This window comes from Arthrobacter sp. BE255, assembly GCF_031457335.1.
Classification (GTDB): domain Bacteria; phylum Actinomycetota; class Actinomycetes; order Actinomycetales; family Micrococcaceae; genus Arthrobacter.
The window spans coordinates 80,451-97,714 of record NZ_JAVDWK010000008.1; the positions used below are offsets into that span (position 1 = coordinate 80,451).

The following is a 17,264-nucleotide window of genomic DNA, read 5'->3' on the forward strand; positions in this document are numbered from 1 at the left end:
CCGCCGATTCATGCTGTGTGGTGCAGGGTCCGAATTACTCGGAGTCTGCAGCGCCCTCTGCCGCGGCGGAAGCGTGAACGCGCTCGGGCTCGCCGGCGCCTTCCTCTTCAGCCACAACGGGCGACAGGGACAGCTTTCCGCGGTCATCGATCTTGGTGATTTCCACCTGGATCTTCTGGCCCACGGAGACAACGTCATCAACGTTGTCCACGCGCTTGCCGCTGGCCAGCTTGCGCAGCTCGGAGATGTGCAGCAGGCCGTCCTTGCCCGGGGTCAGGGAAATGAAGGCACCGAAGGTGGTGGTCTTGACGACCGTACCCAGGTAACGCTCGCCGATTTCCGGAACCTGCGGGTTGGCAATGGCGTTGATCGCGGAGCGTGCTGCGTCAGCAGACGGACCGTTGGTGGCGCCAATGTAGACCGTGCCGTCGTCCTCGATGGAGATGTCGGCGCCGGTGTCTTCCTGGATCTGGTTGATCATCTTGCCCTTGGGCCCAATGACCTCGCCGATCTTGTCAACCGGGATCTTGACCGCGATGACGCGCGGCGCGAACTCGGAGAGCTCGTCCGGGGTGTCGATCGCGGAGTTGATGACATCCAGGATGTGCAGGCGGGCTTCGCGGGCCTGCTTCAGTGCTGCTGCCAGCACGGAGGCGGGGATGCCGTCGAGCTTCGTGTCCAGCTGGATGGCCGTGACGAACTCGGACGTACCGGCAACCTTGAAGTCCATGTCGCCGAAGGCATCTTCGGCGCCGAGGATGTCGGTCAGCGCTGCGTAGCGGGTCTGGCCGTCAACCTGGTCGGAAACCAGGCCCATGGCGATACCGGCGACGGCGGCCTTCAGGGGCACACCGGCGTTCAGCATCGATAGGGTGGAGGCACAAACGGAACCCATCGACGTCGAACCGTTGGAGCTGAGAGCCTCAGACACCTGGCGGATGGCGTACGGGAATTCCTCGCGGGACGGCAGCACGGGCACGAGGGCGCGCTCTGCCAGGGCACCGTGGCCGATTTCGCGGCGCTTGGGCGAGCCCACGCGGCCGGTCTCACCGGTGGAGTACGGAGGGAAGTTGTAGTTGTGCATGTAGCGCTTGCGCGTCACGGGAGACAGCGAGTCGATCTGCTGTTCCATCTTCAGCATGTTCAGCGTGGTGACACCCATGATCTGGGTCTCGCCGCGTTCGAAGATGGCCGAACCGTGGACGCGGGGCAGAACCTCAACCTCGGCGGTGAGCTGGCGGATGTCCGTCAGGCCACGGCCGTCGATGCGGATCTGGTCCTTGAGGATGCGCTGGCGCACAACGTGCTTGGTGACCGAGCGGAATGCTGCGGACAGCTCCTTCTCGCGGCCTTCGAACTGGCCGGCCAGGGAAGAGGTGACCTCGTCCTTGAGTGCGTCCGAAGCGGTGTCGCGCTCCTGCTTGTCGGCGATCTGGAAGACAGCAGCCAGCTTTTCGGCGGCGGCGGCCTCAACAGCGGCGTAGGCGTCGTCCTCGTAGTCGAGGAAGACCGGGAACTCGACGGTCGGCTTGGCAGCGCGGGCGGCGAGGTCGGCCTGGGCGTCGCACAGTGCCCTGATGAACGGCTTGGCAGCCTCGAGGCCCTCGGAGACAACCTCTTCGGTGGGAGCGGTAGCGCCCTGTTCCTTGATGAGGTTCCAGGAGTTGTCCGTGGCTTCGGCCTCGACCATCATGATGGCGACGTCGTCACCGGCGATGCGGCCGGCAACAACCATGTTGAACACGGAGTTTTCCAGCTGGGAGTGCTTCGGGAAAGCAACCCACTGCGAGCCGTTCTCGTCAGCGACGAGGGCAACACGGACGCCGCCGATCGGGCCGGAGAAGGGCAGGCCGGAGAGCTGGGTGGACATGGAGGAAGCGTTGATGGCCACCACGTCGTAGAGCTCGTCCGGGTTGATCGCCAGGACGGTGACCACGATCTGGACCTCGTTGCGCAGGCCCTTGATGAAGGCGGGACGCAGCGGACGGTCCATCAGGCGGCAGGCCAGGATGGCTTCGGTGGACGGGCGGCCTTCACGGCGGAAGAACGAACCCGGGATTCGGCCGGCAGCGTACATGCGCTCTTCGACGTCAACCGTGAGCGGGAAGAAGTCGAAGCCTTCGCGCGGGTGCTTGCCGGCGGTGGTTGCGGACAGCAGCGCGGTGTCTTCGTCGATGTACACCATGGCTGCGCCGGCTGCCTGCTTGGCAAGGCGGCCGGTTTCGAAGCGGATTACACGCTTGCCAAAGCGGCCATTGTCAATGACTGCTTCTGAGAACTGGATTTCGGGACCCTCCAAGAGAGTCACCTCCGTTTCTTGATTAACGGAAGTCCAGCCGCATCAACCCAGGCCAGCATCTGTCTACTGGCCTGCACTGCACCCGGTCATCGATCGAGACCCACGGGCCGGGCTTCAGTCAACGAAGCTTCCCGGGGATCACTACCGAGGACCGCGAATGCGTGATGCGGTTGATCCTCCTGTTTAGTTTTTCTACTGAAGAAGGCGGCCCTTTCCGTCGCGGAAGGGGCCGCCCCTAAATCAGACTAGCGGCGCAGGCCGAGACGCTCGATGAGCGCACGGTAGCGGGCGATGTCAGTCTTCTTGAGGTAGGTGAGCATGCGCTTGCGACGACCAACCATGGCCAGCAGACCGCGCTGGGTGTGGAAGTCGTGCTTGTGCTCCTTCATGTGCTCAGTGAGATCCTTGATCCGCTGAGTCAGGACTGCAACCTGGACCTCCGGTGAACCGGTGTCGCCTTCGCCAGTTGCGTATTCCTTGATGATGGACTGCTTTACAGCGGCGTCAAGTGCCACAATAACTCCTAGAGATGTGCCGTGAGGCCCGAATCAGTAATTCACTGCCGGGTGTGCCCGCGCCGGAATTCGAGGCAAAACCCCGGAATTCCTGCACATGGCAAGAGCCAGCCGCCACGGACTGCAGCCGGATCCAACGTTTAGTTTACCGGCATGCCGCGCGGGTTGTCGAAACCACGGCCTTCCAGCCGTTCCCGGATGGCCCACATCCCGCGGCGGACTTCATCGAAGGACGTGCTCAGCGGCGACAATCCAATCCGGATTCCCTGCGGTGCGCGGAAATCGGGGATCACATCCTGTTCCCACAGTTCGGCCGTCACGTCCCGGAACGCCGGATGGTCCACAGTGATGTGGCTCCCCCGCTGCCGCGGGTCCCGAGGCGAGGCCAGCCGCACTCCGAGAGGTTCCAGCCACGCCTCGAACAGCTCCACCGCAAAGCCGGTGAGTTTCACCGATTTTTCGCGGATGGCCGCCATCCCGGCCTCCTCGATGAGGTCCAGGGTGCCGCGCATCGCCAGCATCCCGAAAATCGCCGGTGTGCCGCTGAGGAAACTCCGGATCCCCGGCGCTGCCTCGTACCCGGCGGCCATCTCGAACGCGTCCTTGCGGCCCATCCAGCCCCAGATCGGCTGCTGCAGCCCCGGCAGGTGGCGGCTGTTGACGTAGGCGAACGCCGGTGAGCCCGGGCCGCCGTTGAGGTACTTATACGTGCACCCGGCCGCGAAGTCGACGCCCGCACCGTCCAGGTCGATCTCGACCGAACCCGCCGAATGGCACAGGTCCCAGACCACCAGCGCGCCGGCGTCGTGGACGGCGGCAGTAATGGCCGGCAGGTCGGCAAGGAACCCCGAGCGGTAGGCGACCTGGCTGAGAAGTACGACGGCGGTGCCCGGGCCGGTTGCCGCCCTCACCTGGTCGACGGTCACCCCGGAGGCAGTATCGGATTCGATCCACCGCAGCGTCAGTCCTTCCTCGCGGGCGATGCCCTCCACGAGGTAGCGGTCCGTGGGGAAGTTGTCCGTGTCCAGGACGATTTCGGTCCGGGCCGGGTCAGCGACTGCTGCCAGTGCGGCGCGGATGAGTTTGTAAAGCACCACGGTGGTGGAGTCGGCGATGATGGTCTGGCCCGGGGCTGCACCGAGGACGGCGCGACCCAGCTGGTCCCCGATGCTGTGCGGCAGGTCCAGCCATTCCTCGTCCCAGCCGCGGATCAGGCGCCCGCCCCAGCTGTCGCGGATGAAGTCGCTGATGTCCTCCGGCGTGCGCTTGAGCGGGCGGCCCAGGGAGTTCCCGTCCAGGTAGGACAGTGCGGTGTCGGTGCCAATGAAGTGGTCCCGGTAGGACGCCAGCGGGTCCTCGGCGTCCAGCTGCGCGCCGCGCGCAAGGAGGGCGCTCACTGCCCGATCTCCGTCCGGACGGCAAAGAGTTCCGGGAAGAAGGTCAGCTCGAGCGCTTTCTGCAGGAAGGCGGCGCCGCTGGAACCGCCGGTTCCGGACTTCATGCCGATGGTCCGCTGCACGGTGCGCAGGTGCCGGAACCGCCACAGTTGGAAGTTGTCTTCAAGGTCCACGAGTTCCTCGCAGGCCTCGTAGGCTCCCCAGTTGTCGGCGGCGTTTTCGTAGATGTGCTTGAACAGCGGCACCAGCTCCGGGCAGAACTCGTGGGCGCGGGTGACGTCGCGCTCCAGGACGGACTGCGGCACATCAAAACCCTGCCGCGCGAGGTAGGCCAGGAATTCGTCGTAGATGCTGGGGGCGTGGAGCAATTCCTCCAGCATGGCGTGTGCTTCGGGGTCGGACTCGAACACGGGAAGCATCTTGCGGTTCTTGTTGCCGAGGACAAACTCCACAGCCCGGTACTGGCTGGACTGGAACCCTGACGAGTTGCCCAGGAAGCCGCGGAACTGGGAGTACTCCGTGGGCGTCAGGGTGGCCAGGACAGACCACTGCTCGGTGAGCGTCTTCTGGATGTGCTTGACCCTGGCGATGCCTTTGAGCGCGGAGCCGAGGTCGTCGGCCCGTAGCCAGGCCGCGGCGCTGCGGAGTTCGTGCAGCACCAGCTTCAGCCACAGCTCGGTGGTCTGGTGCTGGATGATGAACAGCAGCTCGTCGTGGTGTTCGGGCTTGCTGACCGGCTGCTGGGCGCTGAGCAGGGTGGGCAGCTGCAGGTACGAGGCGTAGCTCATCCGGGAACTGAAGTCACGGACAATGCCCTTGTCCAGTTTCCTGGTGTTCTTTTCGACGGTCACTTCGGCTGCCTTTCCTGGCGGGTGCTCCGGTCAGCGGCGGACCAGGAGATCGTGGGCCTGCACCACGTCCAGGCGCATCTGGTCCACCAGTGCTTCAGGCCCACGATAGGCCACCATGCCCCGCAGCCTGGCCACGAATTCCACCACTACTGTCTGGCCGTACAGATCGAAGTCCTCCACCGATTCATCGGGGCGGTCGATCACGTGGGCCTCGACCTGGCGGCTGACGCCGTCGAACGTGGGGTTGGACCCGACGGAAATGGCAGCGGGCCAGCGGGTTCCGGCCTGGTCGACGAGCCAGCCGGCGTAAATGCCGTCGGCGGGAATGAAGCCGCTCGCCTCGTGGGCGAGGTTCGCGGTGGGGAATCCCAGTGCGCGGCCGCGGGCGGCACCGTGCACAACTTCGCCGCGCATCCGGTGCGGACGGCCAAGCACTTCAGCGGCTGTGGCGACGTCGCCTTCCTGCAGGGCCTCGCGCACCCAGGTGGACGAGCAGCGGCGGTCCGTGCCGTCGTCGTCATGCAGGGGGTAGCCCTCGGAGCCGAACTCGCTGATGACCTGGACGTCGAACCCGAACTTCCCGCCCAGCTGCTTCATGGTGTCCAGGTCGCCGGAGTTGCCCCGGCCGAACCGGGCGTCGTGGCCGATCACCACGTGGCTGGCGTGAAGGCTGTCCACCAGGACCTGGCCCACGAACTCCACTGCGGTCAGGCTGGCCAGGTTCAGGGAGTATTTCATCACCAGGATCGCGTCCAGTCCCAGCTCCCCCAGCGCCTCCAGCTTGTCCTGCAGGCCCATGATCATCTCGGGCGCGGACTCCGGCCGGTGGATCATGGCCGGGTGCGGATCGAACGTCACGGCTACGGCTTTAAGGCCGTTGCGTCGGGCGGACCGGATCAGCTGGGACAGCACCTGCTGGTGGCCGCGGTGGACGCCGTCGAAGTTGCCGAAAGTGACAACGGATGGACCGAAGTCCGCCGGGACCTCGGACGGATCGTTCCAGATGTAGACCATCACCCTCGCCTTTTACTGCCTGCAACTGACATGCCCGGACGCCTGACCGGCGCCGGAACTCTCTAAGATTACCCGCTGTCACGGGCTCCTCCGGACGGCGCGGCAGCCCGTGGCGGGCGGCCGCGCCGTGCTGGAAAGGACTAGGCTGTGTCCCGCTGTTTGCCCGGCCGGCGCCTGTACAGCCACACCAGGCCCAGGATCGGCAGCAGGAGCGGGATGAAGGCGTAGCCCCGGCCGAACAGCGACCACACGGTTTCGTGCGGGAACTGCACCGGGTCAAAGAGGCTTAGGGCCCCGACGACGACGACGCCGACCAGTTCCACCAGCACGGCGGCCACCGATACCTTGAACCAGGTGCGGCCGGGTTTGGCCAGGGAGACGGTGGCCACGAGGTACACGAGGGCAGCAAACGCGGACAGCAGGTAGGCCAGCGGCGCCTCGGAGAACTTGGTGAGGATCTGGTAGCCGGCGCGGGCAGTGGCGGAAATGGCGAACACCGCATAAACGGCGATCAGGAGCCTGCCGGGGCCGGTGTTGCGGGTGTCTTTGGCGGACGCATTCGCCTTGTCCGGCGTCGCTTCGGAATGTGGTGCTTTCACGTTGCGGGCTTCTTCCACTTCAGTACCAGATCTGGTTCATTCGGGCGGCCATCACCAGGGCGGTCACCCCGACGGCGGCCAGGACAAAGTTGCTCCAGCGGGTCCGTTCCAGGATGGACCAGTACACGGCGGCCGGAGGCAGGAGCATGGCGGTGGCCAGGTAGCCCCAGAACTCCCAGGCTTCGCCCGCGATGGGTTCGCCGGAGATGACCCTGATGATGGACCCCACGAGGTAGACCACCAGGGCGAGTTCGACGGCGGCCACGGACAGGATGGTGACGTCGTTCGGGGCCTTTTTCAGGATGCCGGCCACCAGGCAGATGCCGCTGGAGATCAGGCCGACGGCGAGGATGATGTAGAAGTATGCGTCCACGCCTAGGACTCCCGGGCGCCGTTGCCCGGCGCGAACACCAGCACTGGCTTGGCGAAGTTGCCGGAATCCGCCAGGAGGGCCACCAGGCTGCCATCGGGGGCAAACGCGGCGGCCGGATGATCGGCTGTGGCGGCCCCGGGGCTTCCCGCTTCCGCGCCGGCCGCGATCCTGCGGCCGAAGGAGATCTCCGTGGTTTCTTCGGCTGTGAGCTCGCGGTTGGGCATCAGGGCGCGCGCGGCCTGCGACATTTCGAGGACCTGGAGGTCCTCGGCCAGCTGCTCCAGCGTCCGTGCCTGATCCAGCGAGTAGGGGCCCACATGGGTGCGGCGGAGCGCCGTGAGGTGGCCGCCGACTCCCAGCGCGTTCCCCAGGTCGCGGGCCAGGGCGCGGATGTAGGTGCCGGAGGAGCACTCCACGGTGACGTCGATGTCCAGTACCGCGGCTTCGCCCGTCCCCGTGCCGGCTTCCCGGCTGATGCCATGGACTTCGAAGCGGTGGATGGTGACGGGGCGGGCAGCCAGCTTGACCTCTTCGCCGGAGCGCACCCGGGCGTAGGCCCGTTCGCCGTTGACCTTGATGGCGCTGACGCTGCTGGGCACCTGCTGGATCAGCCCGGTGAGGGCCGCGACGCCGTCGTGAATCGCTTCGTCGGTGACGGCGGCGGCGCTGGCGGAGGCGACAACCTCGCCCTCGGCGTCATCGGTGATGGTTGACTGGCCCAGCCGGATGGTGGCCGTGTACGTCTTGGAGGTGCCCACGATGTAGGTGAGCAGGCGTGTGGCCTTGTTGATGCCGACCACCAGGACGCCGGTGGCCATGGGGTCCAGGGTCCCGGCGTGCCCCACTTTCCGGGTTCCTGCGATGCGCCGCATCCGACCAACCACATCATGGCTGGTCCATCCCTGCGGTTTGTCCACTATCACCAGTCCAGAAAGCACGCTTCCCAGTATATCGGCGCGGACGGCGGCCCCGGCCCACGCCGGCAGGGCCACGGCTAGGATGGCAACCATGCCTGAGCTTGCCGCGCACGCGCGTGACGTCCCCGTCAACCAGATCCGCGAAATCACCGAGGCCGCCTGGCGTACTCCAGGGGCGCTCGTGCTGAGCATTGGAGAACCGGGTTTCGCGCTCCCCCGCCACATCCTGGAAGCCGGGATGACTTGCCTGGACCGGGACGAGACCAACTACACGCCCAATGCCGGCATCCCCGCACTTCGCGAGGCGTTCGCGGCGCGGTTCAGGGAACGTTCCGGCAGCGCCATAGGCGCAGAGCGCGTGTACGTGGTGGACGGCGCGCAGCAGGGCCTGCACTTCGCCATGAGCCTGCTGCTCTCCCCCGGCGATGAGGTCCTCATTCCCAACCCCGGCTACCCCACGTTCGCCATGACCAGCCGGCTGCTCAACGCCGTCCCGGTGGGGTACCCGTTGTATCCGGAGCATGACTTCCAGCCCCGGATCGGGGACATTGAGGCGCTCATCACCGACCGGACGCGGGTGCTCATCCTGAATTCGCCCTCCAATCCGCTGGGCGCGGTACTCGGCGAGGACCTGACCCGGCAGCTTGTCGAGCTGGCCCGCCGGCACGATCTCTGGATCATTTCCGATGAATGCTACGAGGCCTTCACGTACGACGTCCCCCACGTCAGCCCCGCGCGGTTCGACAGCGATGTTCCCGGGGAGGCGCGCGTCTTCACCTCGCTGACGCTGTCCAAGACGTACGGCCTGACCGGCCTGCGGATCGGCGCCCTCGTCTGCCCGCCCGGGCTGGAGCAGACGATGAACAACGTGATGGAGGCGATCGTCTCCTGCGTCGCCTCGCCCTCCCAGTACGCCGCGCTCGCGGCGCTGACCGGCCCGCAGGACTACGTCCGGCACGCCCATGCCCACTACCGCGCCAACCGCGACGCCGCCTCGGCGGTTCTTGATGCCAAGAACATTCCGTACCTCACGGCGCAGGGGGCGTTCTACCTGTGGGCCGACGTCTCCCACGCAAGCGGCGGTGACGTCCGCGGCTGGGTCCGGCGCTTCCTTGCCGGCTCGGGCGTGGCACTCGCGCCCGGAACCGCCTTCGGCTCGATCGGCGAGGGATGGGTGCGGATCGCGCTGTGTGGCGCGCGCGATGAGCTTGTGGAGGGCCTTGGCCGGCTGCCGGAGCGGGCGGGGCCGGTTCAGACCGCTTAGCGGCGGCTGCCTGCCAGCGCCTCGTCCAGCCAGGAACGCAGGACCGCGGCCGGCGCTGCTCCGGCCTGCCTGGCCACCACTTTTCCGCCGACGATGACCATCAGTGTGGGAATCGCCTGAACGTCGAATCGACGGGACAGCTGCGGGGCCCGGTCAACGTCCACCTTGACGAGCTTGATCCGGCCTGCACGCTCCACGGCGAGCTTGTCCAGCACCGGGCTGACCATCCGGCAGGGACCGCACCAGGCAGCCCAGAAGTCGATGAGCGCCGGAACCGGGGACTGTTCAGCCACGGTGGCGAAGTCGTCATCGCCGGCGTTAACGACCCAGGGCAGGTCCTGGCGGCAGCTGCCGCAGCGCGGGTGGCCGGCTGCAGCGGCGGGAACCCTGTTGGTCTTCCCGCAGTTGGGGCACTTGATAAGCGTCGGTTCCGCTGCTGGGGATTCCACTGCGCTCCCTGCCTTCCGGTCAGTAGTCGGTGCGGTGCTTATTTCTCCGCCATGCGTCAAACGGAGCGTCCGAGGTCGGCACGGCGGCCTGGGCAACCGGCAGCAGTTCCGGTCGGGTGCCGCTGAAGTAGTCGTAGAACACGGCATCGTCGAAGCCGGCTGCCGCGGCACCGTGCCGGTCTGCCGCGAAATAGACGCGGTCTATGCGGGCCCAAAGAGCCGCTGACAGGCACAGCGGGCACGGCTCGCAACTCGTGTAGAGGACAGCCCCGCGCAGGTCGAAGCGGGCTGTGGCCGCGGCGGCGGCGCGGATCGCCACCACTTCGGCGTGCGCGGTGGGGTCGTGGTCCCGGGTGACGCGGTTGATGCCTTCGTGGACGCGGCCGTCAGCAGTGACCACCAGCGCACCGAAGGGACCACCGCCGTCGGCCACGTTCCTCACGGCCAGCTCAACGGCCTGTTCCAGATATCGCGTGGCATCGTGGTTGTCGCTCGCCTGGCTCATAGCTTGATCCTAGCCACGACGCCCGGAATGCGGGGCCAATTAGGGGGCGCAATAGGGGGAAATTCCGTCGACGCCGTCAGCCGGCAGGACTAGTGCCGCTCGGCTGCGCCCTACTCAGCGGCGGCTCACTCGAGGCAGCAACGCGAACGCGCTCTCCGCAATCTGGGTCAAGCGGGCAGGATCGTGGCCGTACGCACCGACGACGTCGGTCCCGCGGATAAGGGTCAGCAAGAGGTATGCAAGATCTTCAGCATCCGCGTCCGGGTCGATGTCTCCGTTGCGCTGCGCCCCGCGCACACACTCGGCCACCGCCATCACGAGCACAGAAAAACACTCGGCAGCAATGCGCTGCACCTCGGCGTCGGAGGCGCCGATCTCCAGAGCCATCTTGCCCGCGAAGCACGCAGCCGCTGTCCGGTCGGAAGCTGGGGGCACATCGTCGGCAAGAGGCACCCCGTGGACGGCGCGGAGCAGATAGCCGTGGAGGCGTTCGAGTGCGCCATCGTCCGGGCCGGCGAGCACCTTCGCCGGAACGTTTCCCAGCCGGTCGAAGTATCCGGCCATCGCTTGCATCAGCACACCGTGTTTTCCATCGAAAGCGGCATAGAGACTGCCGCGGCCTAGGCCGGTGGCTGCGCTGATGTCGTCGACGCTCGTGCCGTTGTAGCCCGACTCGCGAAATTGCCGCTCGGCGGCATGGAGAACATGGTCGCGGTCGAAGGTTCGTGGTCTCGCCATACATACAAGGTAGAGCAGACCGGTCGTAGTTGACAAATCAGTACAGAAACACCTACGTTGTTTACTGTTCAGTACACAAACGTCTGGCAACTCACATCTGGCGCGGCGAAGTCACGCCTATAGCCGAAGGAACCAACATGCAGACAGCTTCCCCGGTGGCCCTCGTGACGGGCGCTTCCTCAGGAATCGGGCGGGCGGCAGCGCGCGCCCTCGTAGACGCCGGCTTCGCGGTGGTCGGCACGAGCCGCAACGCCGCGAACGCCCGCCCGCTTGCCGGGGTGTCGTTCCTCGATCTCGATGTAGCCAGCGACGAATCGGTCCATTCCCTGGTCGAGAAGGTGATCGAACGGTTTGGTCGAATCGACGTCCTGGTCAACAACGCAGGCGTGGGCGCAGTCGGCGCCGGAGAGGAAAGCTCGATCAACCAGACCAAGGAGGTCTTCGACATCAACGTCTTCGGACTGATGCGGATGACAAACGCCGTACTGCCTCACATGCGCGCCAAGGGCAGGGGCCGTGTGGTCAACGTCTCCTCGGTACTCGGTCTAATCCCAGCCCCCTTCATGGCCAGCTACGCCGCCACCAAGCACGCAGTCGAGGGCTACTCGGAGTCCGTCGACCACGAGCTTCGCGAGCACGGCGTCCGGGTGCTGCTGGTCGAGCCGGCCTTTACAAGCACGAGTTTCGAGGCGAGCAGCCTGGCACCGGACTCACCCCTGCCGGTCTACGCCGCTCAGCGGAAGATCGCGCGCGACGTACTGGCCACCGCCTTACGTACCGCCGACGACCCCGACGTTGTCGCAAGGGTGATCGTCGCGGCCTCCACCGATTCCAAGCCCGCACCCAGATACACCGCCGGTTCGATGGCCGGACGCGTCAGCCTCCTGCGCCGGTTCGTGCCCTCGCGCACCTTCGACACACAAATCCGCAAGCTCAACCAACTGGCCAGCTGACACCGAAGCCAGCACCAGCGTCTCTCGTCCGCCCACTCTCGAAACAGGCTCAACACATATGGACTTCGAACATGTCACTTTCGACTTGCCGCATGGCACTTTTCACGCTCTGCAGGGCGGTGACCCCACAGGTCAACCGACGATCTTCCTGCACGGGTTCCCGGACCACCCGCCGACGGCGAAGGCGTTCCTCGCCGAGCTCGGCCGCCAGGGTCGATACGTCCTCGCGCCCTGGCTTCGCGGGTACGCCCCGTCCCCGACCGCGGGTCCATTCGATTTCGCATCCTTGACCGGCGACGTGGTTGCGCTGATCGACCAGTGGTCTCCCCGGCGCCCGGTGGACCTCATTGGTCACGACTGGGGTGCTCTGATCACGTACGACACCACCGTCACCGCGCCGGAGCGCATCAAACGCGCAGTCACGCTCGCTATCCCCCACCCCCTCACATTCATCGGCCGGCCTCGCCCCGCCCAGCTCCGCCGGAGCTGGTACATGGCCTTCTTCCAGCTTCCCGGAAGCGGCATGATCGCCCGAGCCCGCGACTTCGCCCTCATCGACCGCCTCTGGCGTCAATGGTCACCAAGCCTGTCGCTCGATCCGGCTCTCCAAGCGGAGCTACACGAGCACCTCGGAGCGAGCTTTCCCGCGCCCCTCCAGTACTACCGGGCGATGACCCGTCTGGGCATGCTGAAGGCTGCACGCCGCCTGTCCCACCCCATCACGGTGCCCCTGCTGCACATCCACGGCGCAGACGACGACTGCATCCTCCCCCCGAACGTCGATGACCGGCATCGATACGCCGCTCCGCACGTGCGCGCCGTCGTCCCCGACCTCGGCCACTTCCTGCACATCGAAGCACCCGAAGCAATCGCGGAACGGATCGCGACATGGGTGGCGAGTGGCTCACTTGACCCTCGCGGCGAAACCAACCCGACGACCGTCCAGAACCCGAAAGGCTGACCAAACCATGCCTGAGACGACTCCTCCATTCACGAGCGACGAACTGGCCGAGGGCACTATCGACACGGTGGTGGTCGGCGGCGGCGCCGCAGGACTGAACGGCGCTCTGATCCTCGCCCGCTCCCGCCGCTCGGTTGTCGTGATCGACAGCGGCTACCCCCGCAACGCGCCAGCGGAAGCCGTGCACGGCCTCCTCGCCCTGGACGGCACGCCGCCGTCCGAGATCCTTCGAAGTGGACGGGAGCACGTACGCCACTACGGCGGACGCATCGTCCTCGGCGAGGTGGTCGCGGCTGAGCCTGCCGCCCCCTCCGCTGACGGGGATTTGCGGTTCACCGTCACCCTCGCCGACGGACGCAGTATCACCGCCCGCCGCATCCTCGTGGCCACCGGCCTCACCGACGTTCTGCCGGACGTGCCCGGGCTCGCCGAGCACTGGGGGCACAGCGTGGTGCACTGCCCGTACTGCCACGGCTGGGAGGTACGCGACGAACCCATCGGTATCCTCGCCACCGGCCCGGTCTCCATCGCCCACGCGTATCTGTACCGTCAGCTGACCGAGGACCTGACCTACTTCACCCACGGCACCGACCTGGACGAGGACAACCGCGCCCGCTTCGCCGCCCGCGGCATCCGCGTCATCGACACCCCGGTCGCCGAGGTCGTCAACGACGACGGCGCCCTCGCCGGGGTGCGCCTGGCCGACGGCCAGGTCGTGGCCCGCCGCGTCCTCGCGGTCCTCGCGCAGCTGCAGATCCGCGCCCAGGGCCTGGAAGGTCTGCACCTTCCCGTGCAGGACCTGCCGAACAAGGGCCGCAGTTTCGCCTCCGGCACGGCCGGCATCACCGAGGTGCCCGGGGTGTGGGTGGCCGGCAACGCCACCGATCTGACCGCCCAGGTCGGGGCCTCCGCAGCGGCCGGCGCACTGGCCGGGGCCGACATCAACAGGATGCTGGCCATAGCGGACACCGACGCGGCCCTGCACGCGGCTGGACCGAGCCCGACACCCCATGTCTGAACGCGCCGGCGTCGAAACCACCCACTCCCCTAAAGGCACGAGATCATGGGCTTCGGCAAGAGTGAGACGCCCGAGAATCGGACCTACGACGCAAGCGAGCACATCTCGAATCTCGAATCGTTGCTCGTCGACACGCTCGATCTCACGGATCACCCTGGTAGACCGCGACTGGGGCGGCCCCATCGGAACCGGGTTCGCGTTGCGTCATCCCGGCCGGGTCTCACGGATCTTCGCGGTGAACACCGTCCTGCCGCTCGCTGAGGGCATTGAGGGTTTGATGAAAGAGTACGCCACCGAAAGTTGGTGGTTCCAGTGGGCCCAGTCGGCGCTGGCCGACGGTTCGTTCGAGCAGATCCTCGGCAACGCGGGTCACACCATCGACCAGTTGATGATTGATCTGCAACACGTCGCCCGACCGGAGATCGCCACGCCGACCTGGATCCGCGCGTACTCCAGCCCCTTCCCGACCCCGACGTAGGCCCGCGGTGTCATCGCGTCCCCCGGCAGGTCCTTGAGGGCCCTCAGCCCGGCCTTCCGCCGATGGACGCCATCATCTCTTTGAGAGGCCTGCCGGCGATGCTTGCAGCCGGGATGCGGGACACCGCACTGCTGCCCGAGTACGTGATCCCCGCGTTCAAGCTCAGCTACCCCGACGCGCCCGTGGTCGAGATCCCGGACGCCGGCCACTTCCCGACCGGGGACGCACCCCAGACTCTGCTGGCACTGCTCGAACTGTTCCTCCAAACATCCTCGCGCCCCAAAACCCATCCTCCGACTACAACTCACCCCAACCTGATGGAGAACACACAAATGACGGAACGCAATCCCATTCTGATCACCGGCGCCGGCGGCCAGATCGGCGGCGTGAGCAGGCTGATGGTCGACATGCTGCTCGAACAGGGCCACCCGGTGCGCGCGTTCGTGCGACGGGACGACGAACGAGCACAGTCGATGCGCGAGGCCGGGGCCGACGTCTTCGTCGGCGACCTGCTCAAACCCGCGGACGTGGCCGCCGCGCTGAAGGGTGTCAAGCGCATCTACTTCAGCATGACCCCGCAGCCGTACTACGCCGACGCCCTCACTTTGATGGCCGCGGCGGCACGAGCCCAGGGCGACATCGAGGCTTTCGTGCACTTATCCAACTACGAGCAGTCATATATGACGCTCGAGAAGATGACCGCACCGGAAGAAGAGCGGCGTTCTTGGCTCGGCGGACTGGTCGCGGACTGGTCACCGCAGCAGCGGGCGCACTGGATCTGCGAGCGGGTGCTGGACTGGTCCGGCCTCCCGACCATCAACGTGCGCGCGACCCTGTTCGCCGAGAACCCCCATCTGACCTGGATGCAGCTGGGCCCGCTGAGCAACGGTGAGCTGCGCCTGCCTTTCGGCAACCAGCGGCTCGCCCCCATCGCCGTTCACGACCTGGCAGAGGTGTCCGTGACGATGCTGGTCGACCCCACGCCGCACATCTCGAAGTCCTACGAGCTCACTGGCCCGGAGCTGAAGGACATGTACGGGTTCGCTGAGGACTACGCAGCCGCGCTGGGACGCCAGATCGTCTACATCCCTGAGGAGCTGGAGGCTTGGAACGAGGCCTTCCTCGACGAGACCGTCCTGAAGGAGTCCCTGGGCGATCCGGCTACGGCCCGGCACGTGGCTGAGCACCTGAGGATCCAGACCCGTCTGATCGCCAGCGGTCGGTACGGCGTCCTCTCCGACCAGCTGGAAACCCTCCTCGGGCGCCCACCGCGGACCTTGCGATGGGCACTGCAGAACAACACCAACCTTCGCCAGCTGGCGTCTGCCCCGAGCCTCTGAGCGCCCAATTCCATGGACAAGAACATGACATTGCGACAGCGGGCCCTGGTGGTCGGCCTCGGGATCAGCGGGACCGCCTCCGCGCTGCGACTGCATCGCGCGGGCTGGGACGTGGTGGTGCTGGAGAAGGCCCCCGAGCGGCGGCGCGGCGGATACTTCATCGCTCTGTTCGGGACCGGGGTCGCCGCCGCTGAACGGCTGGGCATCGCCGATGCCGTGCCGAATCGCGTCGCTCCGGAAGCCGTGAGCTATGAAGTCGACCGCACGGGCCGGCGCCGGCGCGGTCTAAGCTACGCCGATGTGTTTGGCGGTTCTCGACTCGTATTGCGGGGCGACATCGAAGACGCGGCCTTCACCGCCCTGCCCGACGAAGTGGAGATCCGGTACTCGACCGTGCCGATCGCGCTGGAGCAGTACCTCGACGGGGTGGACGTAGAGATCCGCGACCTGACGACGGAGACGACGAACATCGAGCGGTTCGACCTGGTGGTCGGGGCAGACGGACTGCGCTCGACGGTGCGACGGCTTGCGTTCGAGCCCGAGCAGAGCCCGATCCGTCGGCTGAACTACATGATCGCCGCGTACAGCCTTTCCGAGGCGGTACCCGGCTACCGCCTACAGGACGGACTGATCATGGCCGAGGAGGGCCGATCGGCGTGGGTGTTCCCGTTCGCTGACCGTCCGCCGACTGTGCTGCTCTCCTACCGCACCGACGACGTGGACGCCGAGTTCACGCGGCCAGCCATCGACTCGCTGCGCGCTGCTTACGGCCCCGAGCGCACCGGCTCCACGCTCGGTTGGCTGCTCGACCAGTTCGAGAAGGCCCCGGACCACCTGTTCGACTCCGCCGAGCAGGTGTACCTCGACCACTGGTACCGCGGCCGAGTCGTGCTAATCGGTGACGCCGCGTGGTGCCTGACCGTTTACTCCGGCATGGGGGCATCCACCGGCCTGGCCGGGGCCGACCTGCTCGGCACCATGCTCGAACGCCACCCGCATGACGTGCCACGAGCGCTGCAGGACTGGGAGGACCATCTGCGCCCGTTCGTCGACCACCACCTCGGCAGCGGTGTGAGCATGCGCAGTTTCTTCACCCCAGGCAACCGCGCCGAGTTGCTGCTTCGGACCGCGATGATCCGCCTCGCCCGGTTGCCGATCGCCGGCCGGTTGCTCGCCAAGATGAGGACCAATAGTGCGGGCGTGCGGATGAAAAGTCTGGATATCGCCGCCGCTGCGGCGTGAGACCAACCCGGTGCGGACCGTGTCGACCTGAGCACAGGCGGCCCCGCACAGCGCCACGACATAGAATCTTGCCCACAACCAAAGGAACCAACGTGCAGACAGCTCCCTCGGTGGCTCTCGTGACGGGCGCTTCTCAGGAATCGGGCGGGCGGCAGCGTCCGCCCTCGTAGACGCCGGCTGCGGGGTGCTCGGCACGAGCCGCAACGCCGCGAACGTCCGCCGAGAAGGTGATCGAACGGTTTGGTCGAATCGACGTCCTGGTCAACAACGCCGGCGTGGGCGCAGTCGGCGCCGGAGAGGAAAGCTCGATCAACCAGACCAAGGAGCACTGTTGACGACGGGCATACCGCC

18 protein-coding genes are annotated in these 17,264 nt (G+C 66.5%); 7 read left to right on the forward strand and 11 right to left on the reverse strand.

Annotated elements, in window-relative coordinates:
* Positions 1-34: 34 nt before the first annotated feature.
* From J2X42_RS14545 to truB, 8 genes are all read right to left on the reverse strand, one after another.
* Complete coding sequence (locus J2X42_RS14545) at positions 35-2,299, reverse strand: polyribonucleotide nucleotidyltransferase (protein ID WP_310166516.1); 2,265 nt, start codon at positions 2,297-2,299, stop codon at positions 35-37.
* Between the two features lie 245 nt (positions 2,300-2,544).
* Entirely contained in the window at positions 2,545-2,814 is a 270-nt protein-coding gene (gene rpsO, locus J2X42_RS14550; RefSeq protein WP_310166300.1) for a 30S ribosomal protein S15, read from the reverse strand.
* Positions 2,815-2,954: 140 nt separating this feature from the next.
* Positions 2,955-4,211, reverse strand: coding sequence for a kynureninase (gene kynU / locus J2X42_RS14555; protein ID WP_310166302.1), 1,257 nt, complete (start codon positions 4,209-4,211; stop codon positions 2,955-2,957).
* Entirely contained in the window at positions 4,208-5,062 is an 855-nt protein-coding gene (kynA, locus tag J2X42_RS14560) for a tryptophan 2,3-dioxygenase (protein WP_131132476.1), read from the reverse strand. The genes kynU and kynA overlap by 4 nt, the downstream gene beginning before the upstream one ends.
* A gap of 30 nt (positions 5,063-5,092) precedes the next feature.
* Complete coding sequence (locus tag J2X42_RS14565; RefSeq protein WP_310166306.1) at positions 5,093-6,076, reverse strand: bifunctional riboflavin kinase/FAD synthetase; 984 nt, start codon at positions 6,074-6,076, stop codon at positions 5,093-5,095.
* 140 nt (positions 6,077-6,216) lie between these two features.
* The gene (locus tag J2X42_RS14570) at positions 6,217-6,675 is read right to left on the reverse strand and encodes a hypothetical protein (RefSeq protein ID WP_310166308.1); all 459 of its coding nucleotides are present in this window, start codon (positions 6,673-6,675) and stop codon (positions 6,217-6,219) included.
* 19 nt (positions 6,676-6,694) lie between these two features.
* Entirely contained in the window at positions 6,695-7,048 is a 354-nt protein-coding gene (locus J2X42_RS14575) for a hypothetical protein (RefSeq protein ID WP_310166312.1), read from the reverse strand.
* Positions 7,049-7,050: 2 nt separating this feature from the next.
* A complete protein-coding gene (truB, locus tag J2X42_RS14580; protein ID WP_310166314.1) occupies positions 7,051-7,986 on the reverse strand; it encodes a tRNA pseudouridine(55) synthase TruB in 936 nt (311 codons plus the stop codon).
* A 70-nt stretch (positions 7,987-8,056) separates the two neighbouring features.
* Between truB and J2X42_RS14585 the strand changes: the two genes are divergently transcribed.
* A complete protein-coding gene (locus J2X42_RS14585) occupies positions 8,057-9,229 on the forward strand; it encodes a pyridoxal phosphate-dependent aminotransferase (RefSeq protein ID WP_310166316.1) in 1,173 nt (390 codons plus the stop codon).
* Here the strand turns inward: J2X42_RS14585 and trxA are convergent.
* The 3 genes from trxA to J2X42_RS14600 form a co-directional block, all read right to left on the reverse strand.
* On the reverse strand, positions 9,226-9,678 hold the full coding sequence (trxA, locus tag J2X42_RS14590) for a thioredoxin (RefSeq protein ID WP_310166317.1): 453 nt from the start codon (positions 9,676-9,678) through the stop codon (positions 9,226-9,228). The two genes, J2X42_RS14585 and trxA, sit on opposite strands and share 4 nt — an antisense overlap.
* Before the next feature lie 19 nt (positions 9,679-9,697).
* Positions 9,698-10,183: a nucleoside deaminase gene (locus J2X42_RS14595; protein WP_310166319.1), complete on the reverse strand. Its 486-nt coding sequence runs from the start codon at positions 10,181-10,183 to the stop codon at positions 9,698-9,700.
* A 114-nt stretch (positions 10,184-10,297) separates the two neighbouring features.
* Positions 10,298-10,921, reverse strand: coding sequence for a TetR/AcrR family transcriptional regulator (locus J2X42_RS14600; protein WP_310166321.1), 624 nt, complete (start codon positions 10,919-10,921; stop codon positions 10,298-10,300).
* A 137-nt stretch (positions 10,922-11,058) separates the two neighbouring features.
* On the opposite strand from J2X42_RS14600, the gene J2X42_RS14605 reads away from it, so the two are divergent.
* From J2X42_RS14605 to J2X42_RS14630, 6 genes are all read left to right on the forward strand, one after another.
* On the forward strand, positions 11,059-11,874 hold the full coding sequence (locus J2X42_RS14605; protein ID WP_310166322.1) for an oxidoreductase: 816 nt from the start codon (positions 11,059-11,061) through the stop codon (positions 11,872-11,874).
* Positions 11,875-11,959: 85 nt separating this feature from the next.
* A complete protein-coding gene (locus J2X42_RS14610; protein WP_310166323.1) occupies positions 11,960-12,835 on the forward strand; it encodes an alpha/beta hydrolase in 876 nt (291 codons plus the stop codon).
* 7 nt (positions 12,836-12,842) lie between these two features.
* The gene (locus J2X42_RS14615) at positions 12,843-13,853 is read left to right on the forward strand and encodes an NAD(P)/FAD-dependent oxidoreductase (protein ID WP_310166325.1); all 1,011 of its coding nucleotides are present in this window, start codon (positions 12,843-12,845) and stop codon (positions 13,851-13,853) included.
* Positions 13,854-14,088: 235 nt separating this feature from the next.
* Positions 14,089-14,331 carry a hypothetical protein gene (locus J2X42_RS14620; protein WP_310166327.1) on the forward strand — a complete coding sequence of 81 codons (243 nt, stop codon included), beginning with the start codon at positions 14,089-14,091 and terminating at the stop codon, positions 14,329-14,331.
* Positions 14,332-14,393: 62 nt separating this feature from the next.
* On the forward strand, positions 14,394-15,671 hold the full coding sequence (locus tag J2X42_RS14625) for an NAD(P)H-binding protein (protein ID WP_310166329.1): 1,278 nt from the start codon (positions 14,394-14,396) through the stop codon (positions 15,669-15,671).
* A gap of 12 nt (positions 15,672-15,683) precedes the next feature.
* Positions 15,684-16,913, forward strand: a complete 1,230-nt coding sequence (locus J2X42_RS14630) for an FAD-dependent monooxygenase (RefSeq protein WP_310166331.1) — start codon at positions 15,684-15,686, stop codon at positions 16,911-16,913.
* Positions 16,914-17,264: the final 351 nt, after the last annotated feature.